Below are 20,537 nucleotides of genomic sequence, written 5' to 3' on the forward strand. Positions count from 1 at the left end.
TCGGCCGGCACCGAGCGTCCCGCCCGGCCCGTCGCACCCCCGTGCAGAGACCGCGCCCCGTCGTGACGGGGCGCGGTGACCGTACCGGGGTGCGGTGCGCAGGGCCGGCCGGCGCCTTCCGCAACGCGACGGGCCCCGCACCGATGCGGTGCGGGGCCCGTCGTCGTGCGGTGCGTGACTACCGCTTGCCGAACACGTGGATCGGCAGGAAGAACGAGATGGTCATGAGCAGGATGCCGCCCATGAACACGAAGGCCTGACCGGACGCGACCTGGAACGCGACGCCGAACAGGTACATCGACACCAGCAGGAGCAGGATCGAGAAAACAGCGGCGATGACGCGGCCCACAGTGGTACCTCCGGAATCAGGCGGGTGGATCGGACCCAGTCTATCCCCAGGTCGACGTCCGGTGGTTCACGCGGTCGGGCGCGTGGCCACCAACCGGTCCACGACGACGAGCAGCGGCTCCATGTCGACCGAGGCGCGGTCGGGGCGGACGGCGCTCGCGGCACCGAGCGACGCGGCGTGGTAGAGCCCGTCGCCCATGAGCTTGATCGCCTGCGCGGTGGGGACGTCCCCGAGCACGTCGACCAGCGTCGCGAGCCACGCGTTCTCGGTGTCGTCCAGGGTGCGGCCCGCTTCTTCGTACCCGGCCTGCTGGAGTCGGCTGGCGGCCAGCAGCGCCAGGTCGAGCTCGCTGCCGACGAACTGGCAGTTCCGCACGAAGTACCGGACCGGGCCGTCCTCGGCCTCGCGCATCCGGTCCACGTCGATCGCGGAGAGGTCGGCGAGCCGGTCGCAGAGTCCCTCGACCAGGGCCGCCTTCGAGCCGAAGTGGTAGAGCAGGCCGCCCTTCGACACACCGGCGCGGGCGGCGACGGCGTCGAGGGTCGCGGTGCGCTCACCCTCCTCGCACACGATGGCGACGAAGCTGTCGAGGACACGGTCGCGGGCGCTTGCCATGGAGCGAGTCTAGGAGAACGAGCCACGGATGACGGTGCGGCGCGGGTGTCCGCGCCGCACCGTCGTCGTGTCAGCCCTTCAGCGCCCCCGCCGCGATGTTCGCGATGAAGTGGCGCGAGCCGATGATGAACACCCCGATCAGCGGGAAGACGCTGATCACCGCGCCGGCCATCACGGCACCGAGGTCGGTCGCGTTCACCGAACTGAGCCCGGCGAGTGCGACCTGCAGGGTCTGGCCCTTCGGGTCGATGAGCACGATGAGCGGCCAGACGTAGTCGTTCCAGGCGGTGATGAACGTGAAGATGCCGAGGAACGCCAGGCCCCCGCGGAGCATCGGCACCCCCACGGACCACCACGTCCGGAAGAACCCGGCACCATCGACCCGGGCCGAGTCGATGAGCTCGTTCGGGATCGAGGTGGTCGCGAACTGCCGCAACAGGAAGATGCCGAACGCGTTCGCGGCACCGGGGACGATGAGCGCCTGCAGGCCGCCGATCCAGCCGAGCTTGGCCATGAGCACGAAGCTCGGGACGAGGGACAGGCTCCCCGGGACCAGGAACGTCGCGAGCATCACCGTGAAGAGCGCCCGCTTGAACGGGAACTCGTACTTGGCGAAGGCGAACGCCGCGAGCGAGTCGAACAGCATCACGAGGACCGCCGTCCCGCCGGCGACGAGCACCGTGTTGAGCAGGGCGCGGAGCATGTCGACACTGCTGAACACGCTCGCCACGTTCGCCAGGGCGTTGCCCCCGAACCACAGGGACGGCGGGTACCCGAAGATCTCCGCGTTCGTCGACGTGCTCATCACGAGCAGCCACCAGAACGGGAAGATCGACAGCACCACGCCGACGATCAGGCACAGGTGCGTGACGGCGGTGCCGAGCCAGCCGCGGCGGAGGCCCCGGTGGTCGCCGCCCGCCGCACCCGGTCGGCCGAGCGCCGCTGCGGTGTTCGTGGTCGCCGGCGTGGTCTCGGTGGCGGTCATGCGCGCACCCCCTTCGTGGTGCGGAGTCGACGCGGTGTCTTCAGGCCGTCGCGTTCGCTGAGCAGCCGCCAGTTGATGATCGCGAACACCACCGAGAAGATGAACAGCACCCACGCGATGGCCGAGCCGTAGCCGAAGTCGAACTGGTTGAACGCCTGCTCGTACTGGTAGAGCACGATCGTCATGCCCGCCTCGTCGGGGCCGCCGACCGCACCGCCGTTGAACAGGATCTGCGGTTCCGTGAACAGCCCCAGCCCGCCGATGGTGGACGTGATGAGGGTGAACAGGATCACCGGTCGGAGCAGCGGCACGGTGATCCTCGAGAAGATCTGCCACGTGTTCGCCCCGTCGACCTTCGCCGCGTCGTACAGCTCGGTCGGGATCGACTGCAGGCCGGCGAGGTAGATGATCGCGTTGTAGCCGGTCCAGCGCCAGATCACCATCACCGAGATCGTGACCTTGATGCCCCAGTACGACGACAGCCACCCGACCGGGTCGGCGCCGATCGCCCGCATGGCGGCGTTCACCAGGCCGAAGCCGTCCGAGAACACCGACCCGAACACGATCGCCATCGCGACCATGCTCGTGACGTTCGGGATGAAGAACGCCACACGGTAGAAGCCCTTCGCGCGGATGTTGCCGTGCAGCAGGAACGCGAGCACGAGCGCCAGGAAGAGCATCGGGATCGTCGACATGATCCAGATGAGGAACGTGTTGCCGACCGCGTTCCAGAACCGCGGGTCTCCGAGCAGGTACTCGTACTGCGCGAGACCGACCCACCTGGGGCTGCCGATGCCGTCCCAGTCGGTGAACGACAGCACGATCGAGAACACGATCGGGAACAGCCCGAACACCAGGAACAGCACGTAGAACGGCGCGATCGCCACGTACTGCGGCCAGAACCGGCGGAGCCCGGCGCGCCTGCCGGACGCGGCGGTCGTGATCGACGCGGTGGGCGTCCCGACGACGGCGGGGATGCTCGTGGTGGGCGGTGCCTGCTTGGTGCTCATGCCGCGACCCCGCGCTTCTCGAGGACCCGGTTGGTCTGGTCCACGGCGTCCTGCCACGCGCGGTCGGGGTCCTTGCCCGCCGCCTCGACGTTCGTGATCTCCGTCGCGAACGCCCCGATGAAGCGCTCGTTGTTCGAGATGTACGTGACCGGCACGTCCTTCGCGGTGCTGCTGAAGAACGCCAGCGGGTCCTGTTCGCCGAAGAAGTCACCCGGCTTCCGCATCACGCCGTTCGTGAACGACGACGGCGTGGACGGGAACAGCTGGATGTCGTTGTACGTGTGCGACTGCACCTCGGGGGAGGTGATCCACTGCGCGAACGCCGTCGCCGCCGCCGGGTCCTTCGACGTCTTCGGGACCGCGAGGAACGAGCCGCCGTTGTTGCCGGGACGCTCCGGCTGGCGGGCGATCCGCCACTTGCCGGACGAGTCCGGCGCGGTGTCGTGGATCACCTGGGTCCACCAGGCGCCCTCGATCTGCCCCGCCACCCGCCCGGACACCCAGCCGGCGTTCTGGTCGGTGCCCGACTGCAGGTTGCCGGTCACCCGGTCCTTCGCGCAGGCGACGGCGGTGTCCCAGGCCTTCCGCACCGCGCCGTCGTGCTGCTCGAACACCGGACGGTCGTCCCGGTCGAAGTACCGGGTGGGGCTCGCGGCGATGTACTGCGTGAAGAGCTGGTTCGCCGTGATCACCGTCGCCACGTCGGCCCGCTTGCGGAGCCGGGTCCCGAACGCCCGGAAGTCGTCCCAGGTGGTGATCGCGGCCGACACCTCGTCGGGCTGCGCGGGGAGCCCCGCCTTCGTCAGGACGTCCTCACGGTAGAAGAACGCGGTGGGCCCGGTGTCGACGGGCCAGAAACACTGCCGGCCGCTCGGGGTCGTGCCGAGCGCGCGCTTCCAGTCGTAGTACTCGGACTTCCGCGCGGCGCCGCCGTGCTCGTCGAAGTCGGTGAACAGGTCCTCGTCGGGGAAGTACAGCCAGCAGTTCGAGTTCACCATGAGCACGTCCGGGATGAAGGCGTTGCCGGCGAGGGCGGTCCGGAACTTCGTGTCGTACGAGGCGCCGCCGATGAGGTCCGGGCGGAGCCGCTTGGGACGGTGCCCGTCGATGCCCGCGGCCGCCTGCTTCAGGAACGCCGGGTCGAGCGACCGGTTCCAGTACCAGAGGACGAGCTCGTCGGGGTCCTTCGAGATGGACGTCCCGGTGGAACACCCGGCGAGGAACGCCGCGCCGAGGGCACCGGCGCCGGCGAGGAAGCCCCGCCTGCTGAGACTGATCGATGGTGCTGCTGTCACTTCGGTTGCCTGCTCTCGTCGTTGAGATCGGTGTACCGCGAGCGCTCGACCGTGAACGCTCACGAAGTGGCTCAGAGCCTGCCCCCACCGACACGCCGTGTCAAGCGTCCGCTCCCGTTGCGGTGGGCGGCACGGGGCAGTAGCGTCTCCGTGACCGTGAAGGTTCACGAGACGAACAGGATCCGCATGTCAGCGCAGACCGCGACCACCACCGGCCCCACGACCCCCGGCACGGGTGACACCCCCGGGTGGGCCGTCCTCGGCCCCGGGAGCATCGCCCGTCGGTTCCTCGCCCAGCTGTCCTCGAGCGCCGCCGGCGGCGCGCTCGTCGCCGCGGGGAGCTCCTCCGCCGACCGTGCCGAGGCGTTCGCCGCCGAGGCCGCCGAGCACGGCTTCGCCGACGTCACCGCCGCCACGTACGACGCGGTACTCGCGGACCCCCGCGTCGACGCCGTCTACGTGTCCACCGTCCACACCGGGCACGCGCGACTCGTCCTCGCCGCGCTCGCCGCGGGCAAGGCCGTCCTCTGCGAGAAACCCCTCGCGCCGAACCACGGCACCGCGATGGCCCTCGCCGACGCCGCGCGCCAGGCGGGTCTGCCTCTCGTGGAGGCGTACATGTACCGCTTCCACCCGCAGACGGCGGCACTGCTCGACCTGGTCCGCCAGGGCGCGATCGGCGACGTGACCCACGTCGACGCGTCCTTCGCGTTCCGCGTCGGCACCCGCAGCGGCCGGCTGTTCGACGTCGACACCGCCGGCGGCGGGATCCTCGACGTCGGCGGCTACCCGGTCACCATGGCGGCCGCGATCGTGCAGGCCGCGACCGGCGTGGCCGTCGCGGAGCCGACCGAGCTGACCGCGAGCGGCACGATCGGCCCGACCGGCGTCGACGAGTGGACGACGGCCCGGCTGGTCTACCGCGGCCGCGGGACCGCGACGATCACCGCCGACGTCCGTACCGGCGTCCGCGTGCAGGACGACAACGCGGTGACCGTCCACGGCACGCGCGGCAGGATCACCCTGTCCGACCCGTGGACCCTCGGAGACGACCCGACGATCGTGGTCGCGACCGTCGACGAGGACCCCCGCACGCTCTCCTTCGCCGGCGAACACCCCTACGCCCGCGAGGCCGACGCCACGACGTCCGCCCTCGCCGCGGGACGGGTCGACGCCCCCGAGTACTCCCTCGAGGAGTCCCTCGCCACCGCCCGGACCCTCGACCGGTGGCGCGACGCGATCGGACTGCGCTACCCGTTCGAGGCCGAGACCGCCGCCATCCCGACCGTCAGCGGTGCGCCGCTGACCGTCAGCGACGACGCCCCGATGCGGTACGGCGAGGTGCCCGGTGTCGGCAAGCGGATGTCGCGCCTGGTGATGGGCGTGGACAACCAGCCCGACCTCGCACACGCCAGCGCCCTCTTCGACCTGTTCGTCGAGCAGGGCGGCAACGTCTTCGACACCGGGTACATCTACGGCGGTGGCGTGCTCGAGGGTCGGCTCGGCCGGTGGATCCAGAACCGCGGCGTCCGGGAGGACGTGGTCGTCATCACCAAGGGCGCCCACACCCCGTTCTGCGACCCGGAGTCGCTCAGCCGACAGCTGCTCGAGAGCCTGGAACGCCAGGGGACCGACTACGCGGACATCTACATGATGCACCGCGACAACGAGGACATCCCGGTGGGGGAGTTCGTCGACGTCCTCGACGAGCACCGCCGCGCCGGCCGGATCCGCGTCTACGGCGGGTCGAACTGGAGCCTCGCCCGGTTCGACGAGGCGAACGCGTACGCCAGGGCGAACGGCCGCCACGGGTTCGAGGTCCTCAGCAACCACTTCGGGCTGGCCGAGGCGTACGACGTGCCGTGGGCCGGGTGCCGCCACGTGACCGACGCCGCGTCGAAGCAGTGGCTCGAGGAACGGCAGGTCCCGCTCCTGCCGTGGTCGTCGCAGGCCCGCGGGTTCTTCACCGGTCGGGCCCGGCCGGACGACACCAGCGACGCCGAACTCGTCCGGTGCTACTACAGCGACGACAACTTCGAGCGGCTCCGGCGGGCCTCGGAGCTCGGCGCGCAGTTCGGGGTGCCGGCGACGGCCATCGCGCTGGCGTACGTGCTGCACCAGCCCTTCCCGACGTTCCCGCTCTTCGGACCGCGTACGATCGCGGAAGCCCGGTCGTCCATGACCGGTCTCTCCGTCGACCTCACTCCCGAACAGGTGGCATGGCTGGACCTCCGCGACTGACCGACCCGGTCCCCGCACCCGGCGGCCGGGCGACGATCATCGACGTCGCGGCGGCCGCCGGGGTGTCCCGGCAGACCGTGACGCGTGCGATGAACGGCATGCCCGGCATCAGCGCGACGACGAAGGACCGGGTGCTCGCCGTCGCGGAGCAGCTGCGCTACCGACCGTCGCGGTTCGGCCGCGGCCTGGTCACGGGCGGCGACCACCAGCTCGGCCTCGTCGTGAACGACCTGCGGAACCCGTACACGCCGCAGCTCGCGGCGTCGGTGTTCCAGCTCGCGGCCGAGCAGGGGTGGAACGTGATGCTCGCCGACGTCGACCTGGCGAGCGACCCCGACCGGATGGTGACGGCGCTCGGCGCGCAGACGGACGTGGTGATCGGTTACTTCGGCTCCAGTCGCGACCGGTGGCGGGACCTCCTCGGCACGGTGCCGATGGTCGAGCTCGACCCGATGACCGACCCGCCCACCGCAGCGGTCTGGATCGACCCGGCCGAGGGCATCGAGGTCCTCGCCGACCACCTCGTCGCCACCGGGGTGCGACACCCGGTCGTGCTCGACAACTCCGCACCGGACGTGACGAGCGCACGGGCGGCGCTGATGGCCGACGCACTCCGACGCCGCGGGTACCTGCCGGACCTCGTGCACGGCCTGCACGGCACGGCGGAGTGCGGCGCCGAGGAGACCGTGCGGATCCTCGGCAGGAAGCGCCGGCTCGACGCGATCGTCGCCTTCAACGACGTGATGGCGCTCGGCGTGCTGCAGGCCTGCCGCCGCGAGGGCGTCGACGTCCCCGGCGACGTGCGCGTGGTCGGGGTGGACGGTCTGCCGCTCGGCGCGCTCGTCTCCCCGACGCTGACCACCCTCGCGGTCGACGTCGACGCCGTCGCGCGCGAGGCGCTCGACCTCGCCCTCGGCATGCTGGCCGGCGAGCTGCCGCGCTCCGGCGCGACGGTGCAGCGCACCGTCCGCCACCGGCTCCTGCTCCGCGAGTCCGCGTAGGCGCAGCCCGGCGGTCCGCGCTGGACGGGAGGCTCGTGGCGGCGCCGCCACGAGCCTCCCGTCCGCGCGCCGTCGGCCCTGGTGGTTGCATTTGCAACATCAACCGTCCAGACGGTACAGTAGAGGGGTCCTGCCGGCCGCGTGACGACTTCCGCGCCCGTGACACCACCCCCGAAGTCCGTGGAGCACCACCATGTCCGCACTCCTCACCAGCCCCATCGCCACGCGTGTCACCGCCAGCCGTGCGCGCCGCTTCCTGGCGCTCGCGGTGCTGATGCTCCCGGTCCTCCTGATCTCCGTCGACAACACGATCCTGAGCTTCGCGCTGCCGTCGATCTCCCGCGCGTTGAACCCGGACGCGACCACGCAGCTCTGGATCGTCGACGCCTACCCGCTCGTCCTCGCCGGGCTGCTCGTCGTGATGGGCAGTGTCGGCGACCGCATCGGCCGTCGTCGCATCCTGGTCATCGGCGCCAGCGGGTTCGCCGCGATGAGCGTCGCCGCCGCGTTCGCCACCGATGCCTGGATGCTCGTCGCCGCCCGCGTCGCGATGGGGGTCTTCGGGGCGATGCTCATGCCGGCGACGCTGTCCATCATCCGGAACGTCTTCCCGGACGCCACCGAACGGCGGATGGCGCTGGCGGTGTGGTCGACCATGTTCGCGGCCGGCAACGCGCTCGGGCCGCTCGTCGGCGGTGCGCTGCTCGCGCACCTGCACTGGGGGAGTGTCTTCCTCGTCGCGGTGCCGATCCTCGCGCTCATGCTCGTCGGCGTGCCGTTCTGCGTGCCGGAGTCGCGCGACCCGAACCCCGGGCCCGTCGACGTGCCGAGCATGCTGCTGTCCCTCGGGGCCCTCGCGCCGACCGCGTGGGCGATCAAGTCGGTCGTGCACCCGGAGGAGCGTGGCCTCGCCGTCGCCATGGTCGCCGTCGGTGTGCTCTGCGGCATCGCGTTCGTCCGTCGGCAGCTGCGCTCCCGCACGCCCATGCTCGACCTCCGACTGTTCCGCAGCCGGCCCTTCACCGGCAGCATCCTGATGAACATGGCCGCGATGTTCTCGCTCACCGGGTTCCTGTTCTTCATCGCGCAGCACCTGCAGCTCGTCGCAGGGCTCGACCCCTTCGCGTCCGGTGTGGTCCTGATCCCCGGGTCCGTGCTCACCATCGTCGCGGGACTCGCCGTCGTGCCGGTCGTCGCCCGCGTCGCACCGCGCTGGGTCGTGGCCGTCGCGCTGCTCTTCTCGGCCGCCGCCTACGCGATGGTCGCGCTGCTCGGGCACCACGCGTCGATCGCCGCGCTGGCGTTCGCGTTCGTGCTGCTCGGCATCGGGATCGGTGCGTCCGAGACCGTCACGAACGACCTCATCATCTCGACGGCCCCGGCGGACAAGTCGGGTGCGGCGTCGGCGCTGTCCGAGACCGCGTACGAGATCGGGGCGGTGCTCGGCACGGCCGTGCTCGGGACGATCCTCGCGACGACCTACCGGGCGCACGTCGTCGTGCCGGACGGGCTGTCGTCGTCGGCGCACGTCGCGGCGCAGGAGACCCTCGGGGGAGCGGTGTCCGCTGCCGGTGACCTCGGCGGGGCGGCGGGCCAGGTGCTCCTCGAGTCGGCCCGTGCGGCGTTCGACTCCGGCGTGACGATCACGGCCGGTGTCGCCGCCGTGCTGATGGTCGTCGCCGCTGCCGGTGCCGTGGTGATGCTGCGGCGCCGCTGACGTCGAGTGCGCGGGGGCGCGGGCGCGGCGGGGCGGGGCCGGGTGCGCGGGCGCGAACGGCGCACGGTGCGACGCGCACGGTGCGCCGTTGCCCCTCCGCGCGGGTTTGCCTGCTTCGTGCGGCGCTGTTCCGCCGCACGGGGCGATCAACAGCGCACGACCCGCGAACGGCGCACCGTGCGGCGCTGCGAACCCGGCACCGTGCGGCGACGCGAACCGCGCACCGTGCGGCGCGGCGGACCCCACCTGCCGCGAAGCCCGCACCGTGCGCAGCGGCACGCCCGGGCTGCACCGAACCTGGGAATCGTTGACCTCAACCTCGCTTGAGGTCCTACGTTGGGTTGTGGCGACCGAGACACCGGCCGCTCCCACCTGAACGAGGAACGAACCCACGACTCAGCAGCCCGAAGCACCATCGTCGGACCGTGCACCGGCGACCATCGCCGACGCGTACAAGTCGGCGTTCCGCGGCCACCCCGCCGGCGTCGCGGTCATCACCGCCGAGGGGCCCGACGGCCCCACGGGACTCACGGCATCGAGCGTCGCCAGCGTCGCGATCGACCCGCCCGTGCTGGTGTTCTCGCTCTCGACCAACTCCGGCTCGGCCGGCACGGTCCTCGGTGCGCCGGTGTTCGTCGTCCACCTGATGGACTCCCACGGCGTCGCGCTCGCGAAGCGGTTCGCCTCGACCGGCAGCCCCGCGGCGGACGACCCGATCTGGGGCACCCTGCCGTCGGGGGACCGGTACCTGCCGTCCGCCGCATCGGTCCTGCGCTGCCGACCGCTCTCGACGACGCCGATCGGCAGCTCGACGGTGGTCGTCGCCGAGGTCCTGGACATCGTCCTCGGCACCGACCGGGGCGAGCCGTTGGTCTACCACAACCGGGAATTCCACTCCCTCACCGATCGTTCCCGGCTCTCATGAGCCGCGGAGCACCATCCGCACACCACTGATCGAAAGGAACTCGCATGGCTGAGTACACCCTGCCGGAGCTGCCGTACGACTACGCCGCACTCGAGCCGCACATCAGCGGCAAGATCATGCAGCTGCACCACGACAAGCACCACCAGACCTACGTGACGGGTGCGAACACCGCGCTCGAGCAGCTCGCCGAGGCCCGCGAGTCGGGCAACCTCGCGAACGTCAACAAGCTCGAGAAGGACCTCGCGTTCAACCTCGGCGGCCACGTCAACCACTCGATCTTCTGGACCAACCTCGGCCCGGACACGAAGGTCCCGGAGGGCGAGCTCGCCGCCGCGATCGACGAGTTCTTCGGCTCGTTCGAGAAGTTCCAGGCCCAGTTCACCGCGGTCGCCACGGGCATCCAGGGCTCCGGCTGGTCCGTCCTCGCCTGGGACACCGTCGGCCAGAAGCTGACCACGTTCCAGCTGTTCGACCAGCAGGCCAACGTGCCGTTCGGCCTCGTCCCGGTCTTCATGCTCGACATGTGGGAGCACGCGTTCTACCTCGACTACCTCAACGTCAAGGCGGACTACGTGAAGGCCGTCTGGAACATCGTCGACTGGGAGAACGTCGCGGCACGCTTCGCGAACGCCAAGTCCCAGCGGTTCGTCACGCTCTGAGCTGACACCGACACGAACGGGAGGCGCGGTGCCAGCTGGCACCGCGCCTCCCGTTCGTCTGCTCCGCGTGGCGCGCGGTGCGCGGCCCGTCAGACCGGCTGCAGTGACGCTCCCGCCGCGAGTTCCTTCGCCACCTGCCGGAGCGCCCGGTCGGCGTCGACGTGGTCCGCGTCGACGATGACGCCCCACTGCACGCCGCGAGCCGCGAGCACGGCGTTCTGCGCCGCCCGCTCGGCAGCGGCACCGTACCCGTGCGCGCGGCACCAGGCCGCGAGCATCCCGACCTGGATGCGGTGCACGGCGCGCTCGCGTGTGCGGCCGTCGAGCGTCTCGACGGCACCGAGCTCGAAGGTGAGCCGGGCGGAGAGGAGTCGCTCAGGGTCGTCGAGGCCGCCGAACACGGCGACCAGGTGGTCGGCCAACGCCGCGACGTCTGCGCCGGGGTCGAGCACCACCCGGGTCGTCGCCGCGGACACGTGGTCGACGACGGCGTCGATCAGGGCGTCCCGGGTGCCGAAGTGGTAGACGATCGGGTAGGCGCTGGTCCCGAGCACGCGCCCCAGGCTGCGCACGGAGACGTCCTCGACCTTCGTCTCCTGCAGGTGGTGCGCGACCTTGCGTACGATCGCGGGTCGCAGGGTCGGGTCGGGCTTGCGGGGCATGGCGTCTCCGGCGAGGTCGGACATCCGGCAGGATGTGGTCTACCGGTATGTTACCGGCTACGGCCGACACGGAGACCCCTCGTGCTCCCGGGGGATCGACCGAATCGGAGCTTTGCTCGGATTCCCGTACCATTGATGTGATGACACCCCCGATCGAGCCTCCAGCGCGCCCGTCGCGCCCCGAGGGCCCGCGTGGCGGACGCCAGCTCGCGGGGCGACGGCGCGGGGCGGGGAAACGCTTCCTCGTCGTCGGCGACCTGCTCGACGCGGTCCTGGTCGACACCACGGCGACCGCCGTCGGCGACGACGACCCGGCGGCCCGCATCCGGCACCGCCCGGCCGGAGCTGCAGGCGTGACCGCCACCTGGCTCGGATGGCTCGGAGCGGACGTCGACATGGTCGGCCGGGTCGGCGTCGACGACGTCTACCGACACGAACGGTCGCTCCTCGACGCCGGGGTCCGGCCGCACCTGCGGTACGACGCCCAGACGTCGACCGGCGCGCTCGTGTCCGTCCGGAGCGACGCCGGACGGACCGCGATGGCCGACGGCGCGGCGAGTGCATCGCTGACCGCCGAGGACGTCCCGGAGGAGCTCGTCGCCCGAGCCGACATCGTGCACCTGACCGGAGGAGCGCTGTTCGGGTCCGGCGGTGCCGACCGCGTCGCCGCACTGGTCGCCCGAGCGCGCACGGGCACGGCGCGGGTCGCGCTCGATCCCTCGTCGGTCGCAGCCGTGCGGAGCATCGGAGCGTCGTCGTTCCTCGAGGCGGTCCACGGCGTGGACGTCATCACACCGAACCAGGCCGAGGCGCTCGAGCTCACCGGCGAGGCCACCCCGTCCGCCGCGGTCCGTGTGCTCACGCGGCACGTTCCGCTCGTGGTCCTCACGCTCGGCGAGTACGGCGTCATGGTCGGGCGGCGCGGCCGACCGGCACAGACCGTCCCGGCGACCCCGGCCACCGTGGTCGACGGCTTCGGCGCCGGGGACGCGTTCGCCGCGGGGTTCCTCCGCGCCTGGGCGACCGACCCCGTCCGCGTCGGCGCCGCGGCACGGGAGGGTGCGCGGGTCGCAGCGCGCGCCGTCGGCTTCGTCGGAGGACGCCCGCCGGTGTGACCCGCACCGGACGGTCGCTCGGCGATCAGCGTTCGCTGGGCTCCGCGACGCAGGTGAGCGTCTGGACCAGCCCGGCCGCCAACGGTGCCAGCCGGATCTCGATCCGCAGGCGTCCGCTCGTCCCGGGCAGCCACCAGCGGAGGTGTGTCGGCGTCGCCGACTCCTCGGCGACCGGCGATGCCGTCAGGTCGGCCCCGACGGCCGCCACCGCCTCGGCCACCGCGCTCCGACGACGGTCGTAGGGGACGTCCATGGCCACGTTCGGCGTGCAGACCGCGTCGGCGAGGCGATCGTCCCAGTCGGACAGGAGGCGCGTCACGGCCGCCTGCGCAGCCCGCGTCTCGGGGAGCACCCGCACCGGTCGCCGGCCGTCAGCCGCAGCCGGGTCCGCCGCCCGGTCCGCGGCTGCCGACGCGGCCAGCATGAGGTCGTGGGCCGTCTCGGTCGGGACGGACACCTTCGCCTGCGTCGCGTTCTCGAAGGCCACGACCCCGAGCCCGGTCCGGACCGACCAGCGCATGTGCGCGGAGAACCCGGGGTAGCCGCCGGAGTGCGACACGATCGTGCCGTGGTCGTCGTCGTGCTCGACGAAGAGGCCGAAGCCGTAGCCGATCGGACGCTTCGCGCTCGGGAGCGCGGTCCGGGGGATCTGCCGCATCGCCTGCTGCATCGTCCGCCGGTCGGCCGCGGAGACGGGCCCGGGTTCGGCAGCCGCGCCGGACCGGATCGGGGCGAACGCCGAGGAGAGATGGCGAGCCCACCGCGACAGGTCCGTGACGGTCGAGAACAGCCCACCGATCGGCGAGAACGCTCCAGGCCCGCTCAGGGGGAGTGGCTCCCACGTCCCGGCGAAGGGACGCGCGCCGACGACGACGTGCCCGTGTGCGTCGGACGCCTGGAAGACGGTTTCGTCGAGGCCGAGCGGGCGGAGCACGGAGTCGGTGGCGACCTCGGTGAACGGGCGCCCGGCCGCGTGCGCCACCGCCCGACCGAGCAGGGCGTACCCGAGGTTCGAGTAGGCGAACCCGGTGCCGGGGACGGAGTCGAACAGCAGTCCGTCGCGCAGGACCGCGTCGAGCTCGTCGTCCGAGATCGACTCCTGGCGGTCGCCCCACGGGTCGTCGGTCGGGAACCCGGCCGACATCGTCAGGAGCATCCGCAGCGTGGGGACGGGGGAGTCCGGCGTCGGGAGTCGCACGGCGGCGAACGCCGGCACCGCGTCGGTGATCGGTGCGTCCAGGTCGATGCGGCCGTCGGCCACCAGCGTCAGGAGCGTGGCGGCCGTGACGCTCTTCGTGCACGAGGCGATGCGGTACACGGTGTCCGCGTGGGGCGCTCGGCCGTCCCCGCGGTCGCCGTGCCCGCCGGACGCGACGAGCCCGTCGGGGTCGAAGACGCCCCACACGGAACTCGGGGCGACGCCGCGGTCCACCCGGTCGCGGAAGAGCGCGTCGATCTGCTCGATCGTGGCGGTGTCGATCGTCATGTGCGACGCATCTCCTCGTAGGCGGCGAGTGCCCGCTGCCGGGTCTCCTTGAGGTCGACCATGGGTTCCGGTCGGTCCTCGTCGGCGGGGACCCACTGGCGGACGTACTCGCGGTGCGGGTCGAACCGTTCGAGCTGCCGGTCGGGGTTGAACACCCGGAAGTACGGCGCCGCATCGAACCCGGAACCAGCGACCCACTGCCAGTTGCCGGGGTTGTTGGCGGCGTCGGCGTCCACCAGGGTGTCCCAGAACCACTGCTCGCCGACACGCCAGTCGACCAGGAGGTTCTTCACGAGGAAGCTCGCCGCTGCCAGGCGCACCCGGTTGTGCATCGCGCCGGTGTGCCAGAGCTCGCGCATGCCGGCGTCGACGAGGTCGAACCCGGTCGTGCCCTGCTGCCACCGCCGGAGCTCCGCGGGGTCGGAGCGACGCCAGGGGAACGCGTCGAACTCCCGCCGGACGTTCACGGTGGCGATGTCGTCGCAGTGGAAGTACTCGTTCCAGTTGAACTCGCGCCACGCGAGCTGCCGGAGGAACGCCGGTGCCTGCTTGCGCTGCTCGGGCTCGAGTCGTTCGTGCAGCCGGTGCCACACCTGGTAGGGACTGATCTCGCCCCAGCGCAGGTGCGGAGACAGGCTGCTCGTGGCGGCCATCGCCGGCTCGTCGCGCTGGTCGTAGTCCTCGAGCGCGTGCTCGACGAAGTGCTCGAGCCGACGGGAGGCACCGCGCTCCCCGGGCTCCCACGCGTCGCGGAAGCCGCCCGCCCAGTCCGGTGCCGTGGGGAGCAGCGACCAGGCGTCGAGGTCGTCGCCGTCGACGTCGGCCGGCTCGGGGAGGTGCCGGGGCTTCGGGAGCGGGTGCCGCGGTTCCGGCATCGCGTTCGCCGCGTTCCAGAACGGCGTGAACACCTTGTAGGGCTCGCCCTGACCGGTGAGGACCGTCCACGGTTCCCAGAGCAGGTTGGCGGCGAAGCTGTGCACCTCGGTGCCGCGGTCCGTGAGCGACGCCTTGATGCCGGTGTCGACGTCCCGCTCGGCCTTGCCGTACCGACGGTTCCAGAAGACGGCGTCGGCGTCGGCGTCGGCGACGAGGGCGTCGATGACCTGCGCCGCCGGCCCCCGTCGCAGGACGAGGCGGGAGCCGCGCTCACGGAGGTCGTCGTCGAGGGCCGCGAGCGACTGGTGCAACCACCAGCGGGCCGCCGCACCGTGCGGACGGATGCCAGGGCTCGACTCGTCGAGGACGTGCACCACCGTCAGGGGCCCACCGTGGTCGATCCCGGCGCGGAGGGCCGGGTTGTCCGCCAGCCGGAGGTCGTCGCGGAGCCAGACCAGCGCGCCGGTCACACCGCGGCCGCATCGGTCTGGGGGACCCGGACGGTCCGTCGTGCCGGAGTGGTCTCGGCCGACGCGAGCCGGAGCTTCGTGCAGAGCTCGGTCAGCGTGCGCTGCTCGGACTCGGTCAGCCCGGCGCCGACCTGCTCCGCGATGGCTGCCGCGTGCTGCACGGCGACCGCGCGGTAGACGTCGAAGCCGCGCGGGGTGAGCGCCACGATGACACCGCGTGCGTCGGTCGGGTCCGGCTGCTTCTCGACGATCCCGCGGGAGGCGAGTCGGTCGACGAGCCTGCTGACGCTCGGTTGGGTCAGGAGCAGGTGCCCGGTGAGGTCGCGCATCCGGCACCGACGGCCCGGCTGCGTGGAGAGGTTGAAGCAGACGTCGTACTCGTTGAAGGAGATCTCCCCGCCGGGGAAGTCGGTGTTGAGGTTCCGCATCACCGCGACCTGCGCGCGGAAGAGCGCTTCCCAGGCGGCGACCGCCGTCGCCTTGTCGCTGCTGCGCGCCGTGTCGTTCACGCCGTCACTCCCTCTGTCCGGTGGTCCTCCACCCTACCGACGGCCGCCGACACGACGGCCCGGAGGAGTACGTCCTGGCGGGGTACGGCCGAGGACGGCCGGCGAGACGCACGAGGGCCGGTCGTCCAGTGGACGACCGGCCCTCACCCTTGCACCAAGAGTGTCCTGCAATCACATTCCGCAGACGCTGCCACAGCAAACACCGTCTGCACGACCGACTGTATAACGAACGGGTAACGGGCGCCAGCCGGATCTGCGCTCGTTCGCTGCGAGTTCACCAAGAGCCGCATCCGAGCGCCCCGCGGGGGCCCGGCCCGGGTCAGAACAGGTCGGGCGACGGCGTCGAGGCGTACCGCACGGCGACGTCGGCGTGGCGGTCGAACCGGTAGCCGACGCCCCGCACCGTCCGGACGATCTCCTCGAACGCGCCGAGCTTCGAGCGGAGTCGCCGGACGTGCACGTCGATGGTGCGCTCGTTCGGGGTCTCGTCCTCGTCGTCGGACCAGAGCCCCTCGATGATGGCCGAGCGCTCCACCGTGCGCCCCTCGCGGAGGACGAGGAACTGCAGCAGCTCGAACTCCTTGTACGTCAGCGGAGCCAGGTCGCCGTCGAGCGTCACGCGCTTGCGGGAGATGTCGATGACGACCCCGGTCTCCTCGGGCTCGGGCTTCTCCGCCTGCTTGCGTGCCGCGACGGCCGAACGGTCCTGCAGCGCGAGGCGGACGACGTCGACGTCGCGTCCGCCGGAGTGCTCGGCGGCGACGGCGACGGCTGCGTAGGTCTCGGCCGCGGGGACGAGCTGGGCCGTGAGGGCACGGAGCTGTTCCACGACGGCGGCCAGGGTCGTGCCGGCGGCCGCGGCCTTCTCCTCGTCGAGCCCGACGTAGAGGGCGAACCCGCGTGCCTCGGTGCCCTCCGGCAGGGCGCGGTTCCGCTGCGGGGCGACGACCGGGCTGGTGGGGACCGCCGACGGGGCGGGGTGCGCGGCGCCACGGCGGGGGCGGATGGGCGTCACCGTGCCGAGGTCGACGGGCGCGGGGGCTGCGGTGCGGAGCGAGGTGCGGGGCTGGGCGATGGTGAGCGACATGGTGGTTCTCCGGGCGATGAGGTGTCGAATGCGTCGACCCGGGTACGACGGTGCCGTGGAACGGCCGTCGGTTGCGCCCTGCGGTCCCGGTGGGGGACCGGGGCGGGACCCGGGGGAGCGGGTGGTCGGCCTCGGCGACGGACGTGGGCGTCGTCGGCGGGCGTCACCCGGGGATCACGCGCTCGCGACGGGGATGGTGTCGCGGGGGATCCAGCTGGAACGGGTGCCGGTCAGGCACACATTCGACAACGCATGACGGCCATCGCCGGCATCATCGTGCCGGCGGTCCCCACTGCCCCTGTGGAGGAGCACGCCTCGGAGAAGACGCGGGTGGACACGGTTGCAGTCATGTGACGAGTATCCGCGGTATACCAATCGGCTGTCAACCGTCCGCCCGGACGGTCCGCGTCGTCCGGACTACTCGGCCAGCCCGTACAGACGGTCGCCGGCGTCGCCGAGGCCCGGGACGATGTAGCCGTTCTCGTCGAGACGCTCGTCGAGTGCGCCCAGGACGATGGTCACGTCGCGGTCGGCCACGGCGGTCTCCACCGCGGCGAGGCCCTCGGGTGCGCCGAGGATGCACACGCAGGTGACGGACTCGGCGCCGCGCGCGAAGAGGAACTCGATCGCCGCCGCGAGGGTGCCACCGGTCGCGAGCATCGGGTCGAGCACGAAGCACTGCCGCCCGGAGAGGTCGTCGGGCAGGCGCTCGGCGTAGGTCTGTGGCTCGAGGGTCTCCTCGTTGCGGGCCATGCCGAGGAACCCGACCTCGGCCGTCGGCACGAGCTTCACCATGCCCTCGAGCATGCCGAGCCCGGCGCGGAGGATCGGCACGACCAGCGGCCGCGGCTTGGCGATCGACACGCCCATGGTCTGCGCGACCGGCGTCGAGATCGGGGTCGCGGTGACCCGGACGTTGCGCGTGGCCTCGTAGGCGAGGAGCGTGACGAGCTCCTCGGTCAGGGCCCGGAAGGTCGGGGAGGGAGTGGTCCGGTCGCGGAGCACCGAGAGCTTGTGGGTGATGAGCGGGTGGTCGGCGACGTGGACTCGCATAGGGTCGAGCGTACCGTGCCGTGCGCCGCCCACCGGCCGTGCGGGCGGCGTGACCGGTCAGGAGGACCCGTGGAGCACCCGTCGGCCAGGCCCTTCACCAGTGCCATGGAGCGTGCGCTCGACGAGGCCCGGGCGTGCCTGGCGACCGGCGACGTCCCGGTGGGGGCCGTGGTGCTCGACGAACACGGGGCCGTGGTGGCGACGGGGCGCAACGAACGCGAGGCGACGCAGGACCCGACCGCCCACGCCGAGGTGCTCGCGCTCCGGGCCGCGGCGGCACGGACGGGGGACTGGCACCTCGAACGGCACACGCTCGTCGTCACGCTCGAGCCGTGTCCGATGTGCGCCGGTGCCGCCCTCGCTGCCCGGGTGCCGCGGATCGTGTTCGGCGCGTGGGACCCGAAGGCCGGGGCGTCGGGGAGTGTCTACGACATCGCACGGGACCGGCGTCTGCCGCACCGTTCCGAGGTGATCGCCGGGGTCCTCGAGCCGGCGTGCCGGGAACTGCTCGACGCGTTCTTCCAGGACCGCCGCTGACCACCGGCGCCGCCGTCGGCACATCGACGACCGCCGGCGCGGGACCTCAGTCGGCGGCCTTGATCACGATCGCCTCGGTCGGCGGCCGCGGCCCGGTCCGGAGCACGTCGGGCTCGACGTAGATGACCCGCGCGATCGGCACCGCGTCCCGCACCCGTGCCTCCACCGTGTCGATGCCCGCGGCGACGTCGCCGAGTCGACGGTCCCCGTCGACCGCGACCTTCACGCCGACCATCAGCTCGTCCGGGCCGAGGTAGAGCGTCTTGATGTGGATGATCGACTCGACCTCGGGTCCGTCGAGGAGCGCCGCCTTGATCTTCGCGACGTCCGCAACCGACGCTCCCTCGCCGACGAGCAGGCTCTTCGTCTCGACGCCGAGCACGAGCGCCACGGCGATGAGCAGGACGGCGATGAGGATCGTCCCGATCGCGTCGAACAGCCCGTTGCCGGTGAGCGCGGTCAGCCCGACGCCGAAGAACGCGAAGACCAGACCGAGCAGCGCGGCGGTGTCCTCGAGCATCACGACGGGCAGCTCCGGCGCCTTCGCCCGGCGGACGAACTGCACCCACGACTGCGAGCCCTTGTGCGGTGCGGCCTCCTTGAGCGCGGTGCGGAGCGACAGGCCCTCGAGCACGATCGCGATGACGAGCACCGCCATCGGCAGCCACCAGCTCTCCAGCGGGTGCGGGTGGGACAGCTTCTCGATGCCCTCGTAGAGCGAGAACACGCCACCGACGGAGAACAGGACGATCGACACGACGAACGCGTACACGTAGCGCTCCCTGCCGTGGCCGAAGGGGTGCTCCTCGTCCGCTGCGCGCCGAGCGCGTCGCCCGCCGAGCAGCAGCAGGAGCTGGTTCGCGGAGTCGGCGAGCGAGTGCACGCCCTCGGCGAGCATCGACGCCGACCCGCTGATGCCGGCGGCGATGAACTTCACGACCGCGATGCCGACGTTCGCCGAGAGGGCGGCGATGATCGCCCTGTTGCCTCCGGAAGCGCTCACTGTGACCCCTGTTCTGCTGACCTGGAGCCCGATCCTACGGGCAGGCCGCTCGGTAGGGTCTGGTCATGACGATCGAACTGCCCCGTACCGCGCTCCTCGGCGTCGGGTCCATGTCCGGCGCGGTGCTCGAGGGCCTGCTCGCCGCGGGTCTCGACCCGGCCGCCGTGGTCCTCACGACGAAGTCCGAGGCGTCCGCCGCCGCCCACCGCGAGCGCGGACTCGCCGCCACGGCGAGCGACACCGACCCGGATGCGAACCGTGCCGCGGTCCGCGGCGCCGGCCTCGTGGTGCTCGGCGTGAAGCCGTTCGTCGTCGGAGACCTGCTCGCGGAGGTCGCCGCCGACCTCGAACCGGGAGCGGTCGTCGTCAGCGTCGCGGTGGGCGTCACCACCGCCGCGATGGAGGCGCGCGTGCCCGAGGGTGTCCGCGTGGTCCGGGCGCTGCCGAACACGCCGATCGCCGTCGGGCTCGGCGTCACCGGCGTCAGCGGCGGGGCGTCGGCCGACGCCGGGGCCGTCGCACTCGCCTCGCGGCTCTTCGACGTCTCCGGCTCGGTCATCGAGGTCCCCGAGGACCGGCTCGACGCCCTGTCCGCGGTCTCCGGATCCGGTCCCGCCTACGTCTTCCTGCTCGTCGAGGAGTGGCAGCGGGCGGCCGAGTCGCTCGGCTTCACGCACGACCAGGCCGAGACGATGGTGCAGGGCACGGTCCGTGGCGCGGTCGAGCTCCTCGCCCGCTCGGGTCGCGAGCCGGCGGACCTGCGCCGCGCCGTCACGAGCCCGAAGGGCACGACCGAGCGCGCGGTCGCGGTCCTGCAGGACGCCGACCTCGCCGACACGCTGCGCCGCGCCGCGGACGCGGCGATCGCACGGGCCGAGGAGCTGTCGAAGCTCTAGACGCACCCCAGGACCGACTGGAGGCTCGGTGCCAGCTGGCACCGAG

20 protein-coding genes are annotated in these 20,537 nt (G+C 72.0%); 8 read left to right on the forward strand and 12 right to left on the reverse strand.

What is annotated here, in order from left to right; translation table 11 throughout:
* Window positions 1–178: 178 nt before the first annotated feature.
* The 5 genes from FS641_RS18070 to FS641_RS10065 all read right to left on the reverse strand — a co-directional run bounded on the left by FS641_RS18070 (window position 179) and on the right by FS641_RS10065 (window position 4,254).
* Window positions 179–349 (reverse strand): hypothetical protein, encoded by a 171-nt coding sequence (locus tag FS641_RS18070; protein ID WP_186317687.1) that lies wholly within the window; start codon window positions 347–349, stop codon window positions 179–181.
* A gap of 66 nt (window positions 350–415) precedes the next feature.
* Window positions 416–964: a TetR/AcrR family transcriptional regulator gene (locus FS641_RS10050; RefSeq protein ID WP_144763355.1), complete on the reverse strand. Its 549-nt coding sequence runs from the start codon at window positions 962–964 to the stop codon at window positions 416–418.
* A 70-nt stretch (window positions 965–1,034) separates the two neighbouring features.
* A complete protein-coding gene (locus FS641_RS10055) occupies window positions 1,035–1,949 on the reverse strand; it encodes a carbohydrate ABC transporter permease (RefSeq protein WP_144763357.1) in 915 nt (304 codons plus the stop codon).
* Window positions 1,946–2,959 carry a carbohydrate ABC transporter permease gene (locus FS641_RS10060; RefSeq protein WP_144763359.1) on the reverse strand — a complete coding sequence of 338 codons (1,014 nt, stop codon included), beginning with the start codon at window positions 2,957–2,959 and terminating at the stop codon, window positions 1,946–1,948. Before FS641_RS10060 ends, FS641_RS10055 begins: the two co-directional genes overlap by 4 nt.
* A complete protein-coding gene (locus FS641_RS10065; RefSeq protein ID WP_260855774.1) occupies window positions 2,956–4,254 on the reverse strand; it encodes an ABC transporter substrate-binding protein in 1,299 nt (432 codons plus the stop codon). The genes FS641_RS10060 and FS641_RS10065 overlap by 4 nt, the downstream gene beginning before the upstream one ends.
* Window positions 4,255–4,440: 186 nt before the next feature.
* Between FS641_RS10065 and FS641_RS10070 the strand changes: the two genes are divergently transcribed.
* From FS641_RS10070 to FS641_RS10090, 5 genes are all read left to right on the forward strand, one after another.
* Window positions 4,441–6,495, forward strand: coding sequence for an aldo/keto reductase (locus FS641_RS10070; RefSeq protein WP_144763361.1), 2,055 nt, complete (start codon window positions 4,441–4,443; stop codon window positions 6,493–6,495).
* Window positions 6,474–7,496: a LacI family DNA-binding transcriptional regulator gene (locus tag FS641_RS10075; protein ID WP_144763363.1), complete on the forward strand. Its 1,023-nt coding sequence runs from the start codon at window positions 6,474–6,476 to the stop codon at window positions 7,494–7,496. The genes FS641_RS10070 and FS641_RS10075 overlap by 22 nt, the downstream gene beginning before the upstream one ends.
* 193 nt (window positions 7,497–7,689) lie before the next feature.
* Window positions 7,690–9,213, forward strand: a complete 1,524-nt coding sequence (locus FS641_RS10080) for an MFS transporter (protein WP_144763365.1) — start codon at window positions 7,690–7,692, stop codon at window positions 9,211–9,213.
* A 439-nt stretch (window positions 9,214–9,652) separates the two neighbouring features.
* On the forward strand, window positions 9,653–10,138 hold the full coding sequence (locus FS641_RS10085) for a flavin reductase family protein (protein ID WP_144763367.1): 486 nt from the start codon (window positions 9,653–9,655) through the stop codon (window positions 10,136–10,138).
* A 44-nt stretch (window positions 10,139–10,182) separates the two neighbouring features.
* Window positions 10,183–10,797: a superoxide dismutase gene (locus FS641_RS10090; RefSeq protein ID WP_144763369.1), complete on the forward strand. Its 615-nt coding sequence runs from the start codon at window positions 10,183–10,185 to the stop codon at window positions 10,795–10,797.
* An 89-nt stretch (window positions 10,798–10,886) separates the two neighbouring features.
* Here FS641_RS10090 and FS641_RS10095 read toward each other — a convergent pair whose 3' ends face one another.
* A complete protein-coding gene (locus FS641_RS10095; protein ID WP_186317688.1) occupies window positions 10,887–11,459 on the reverse strand; it encodes a hypothetical protein in 573 nt (190 codons plus the stop codon).
* A gap of 140 nt (window positions 11,460–11,599) precedes the next feature.
* On the opposite strand from FS641_RS10095, the gene FS641_RS10100 reads away from it, so the two are divergent.
* A complete protein-coding gene (locus FS641_RS10100; protein ID WP_186317689.1) occupies window positions 11,600–12,574 on the forward strand; it encodes a carbohydrate kinase family protein in 975 nt (324 codons plus the stop codon).
* A gap of 25 nt (window positions 12,575–12,599) precedes the next feature.
* Here the strand turns inward: FS641_RS10100 and FS641_RS10105 are convergent, their stop codons facing one another.
* The 5 genes from FS641_RS10105 to upp form a co-directional block, all read right to left on the reverse strand.
* Window positions 12,600–14,060, reverse strand: a complete 1,461-nt coding sequence (locus FS641_RS10105) for a serine hydrolase (RefSeq protein ID WP_144763375.1) — start codon at window positions 14,058–14,060, stop codon at window positions 12,600–12,602.
* Complete coding sequence (locus FS641_RS10110) at window positions 14,057–15,406, reverse strand: deoxyribodipyrimidine photo-lyase (RefSeq protein WP_144763377.1); 1,350 nt, start codon at window positions 15,404–15,406, stop codon at window positions 14,057–14,059. Before FS641_RS10110 ends, FS641_RS10105 begins: the two co-directional genes overlap by 4 nt.
* A complete protein-coding gene (locus FS641_RS10115) occupies window positions 15,403–15,915 on the reverse strand; it encodes a MarR family winged helix-turn-helix transcriptional regulator (protein ID WP_260855775.1) in 513 nt (170 codons plus the stop codon). Before FS641_RS10115 ends, FS641_RS10110 begins: the two co-directional genes overlap by 4 nt.
* Before the next feature lie 319 nt (window positions 15,916–16,234).
* Window positions 16,235–17,002 carry a winged helix-turn-helix domain-containing protein gene (locus tag FS641_RS10120; protein WP_186317690.1) on the reverse strand — a complete coding sequence of 256 codons (768 nt, stop codon included), beginning with the start codon at window positions 17,000–17,002 and terminating at the stop codon, window positions 16,235–16,237.
* A gap of 417 nt (window positions 17,003–17,419) precedes the next feature.
* The gene (gene upp, locus FS641_RS10125) at window positions 17,420–18,055 is read right to left on the reverse strand and encodes a uracil phosphoribosyltransferase (RefSeq protein WP_144763379.1); all 636 of its coding nucleotides are present in this window, start codon (window positions 18,053–18,055) and stop codon (window positions 17,420–17,422) included.
* Window positions 18,056–18,160: 105 nt separating this feature from the next.
* Here upp and FS641_RS10130 point away from each other — a divergent pair, with 105 nt between their 5' ends.
* Window positions 18,161–18,592, forward strand: a complete 432-nt coding sequence (locus tag FS641_RS10130) for a nucleoside deaminase (protein WP_144763856.1) — start codon at window positions 18,161–18,163, stop codon at window positions 18,590–18,592.
* Between the two features lie 46 nt (window positions 18,593–18,638).
* Here the strand turns inward: FS641_RS10130 and FS641_RS10135 are convergent, their stop codons facing one another.
* Window positions 18,639–19,595, reverse strand: coding sequence for a cation diffusion facilitator family transporter (locus FS641_RS10135; protein WP_144763381.1), 957 nt, complete (start codon window positions 19,593–19,595; stop codon window positions 18,639–18,641).
* 65 nt (window positions 19,596–19,660) lie between these two features.
* Here FS641_RS10135 and proC point away from each other — a divergent pair, with 65 nt between their 5' ends.
* Window positions 19,661–20,491, forward strand: a complete 831-nt coding sequence (proC, locus tag FS641_RS10140) for a pyrroline-5-carboxylate reductase (protein WP_144763383.1) — start codon at window positions 19,661–19,663, stop codon at window positions 20,489–20,491.
* The last annotated feature ends 46 nt before the right edge of the window (window positions 20,492–20,537 follow it).

It is taken from the genome of Curtobacterium sp. 9128, from assembly GCF_007673775.1.
Classification (GTDB): Bacteria; Actinomycetota; Actinomycetes; order Actinomycetales; family Microbacteriaceae; genus Curtobacterium.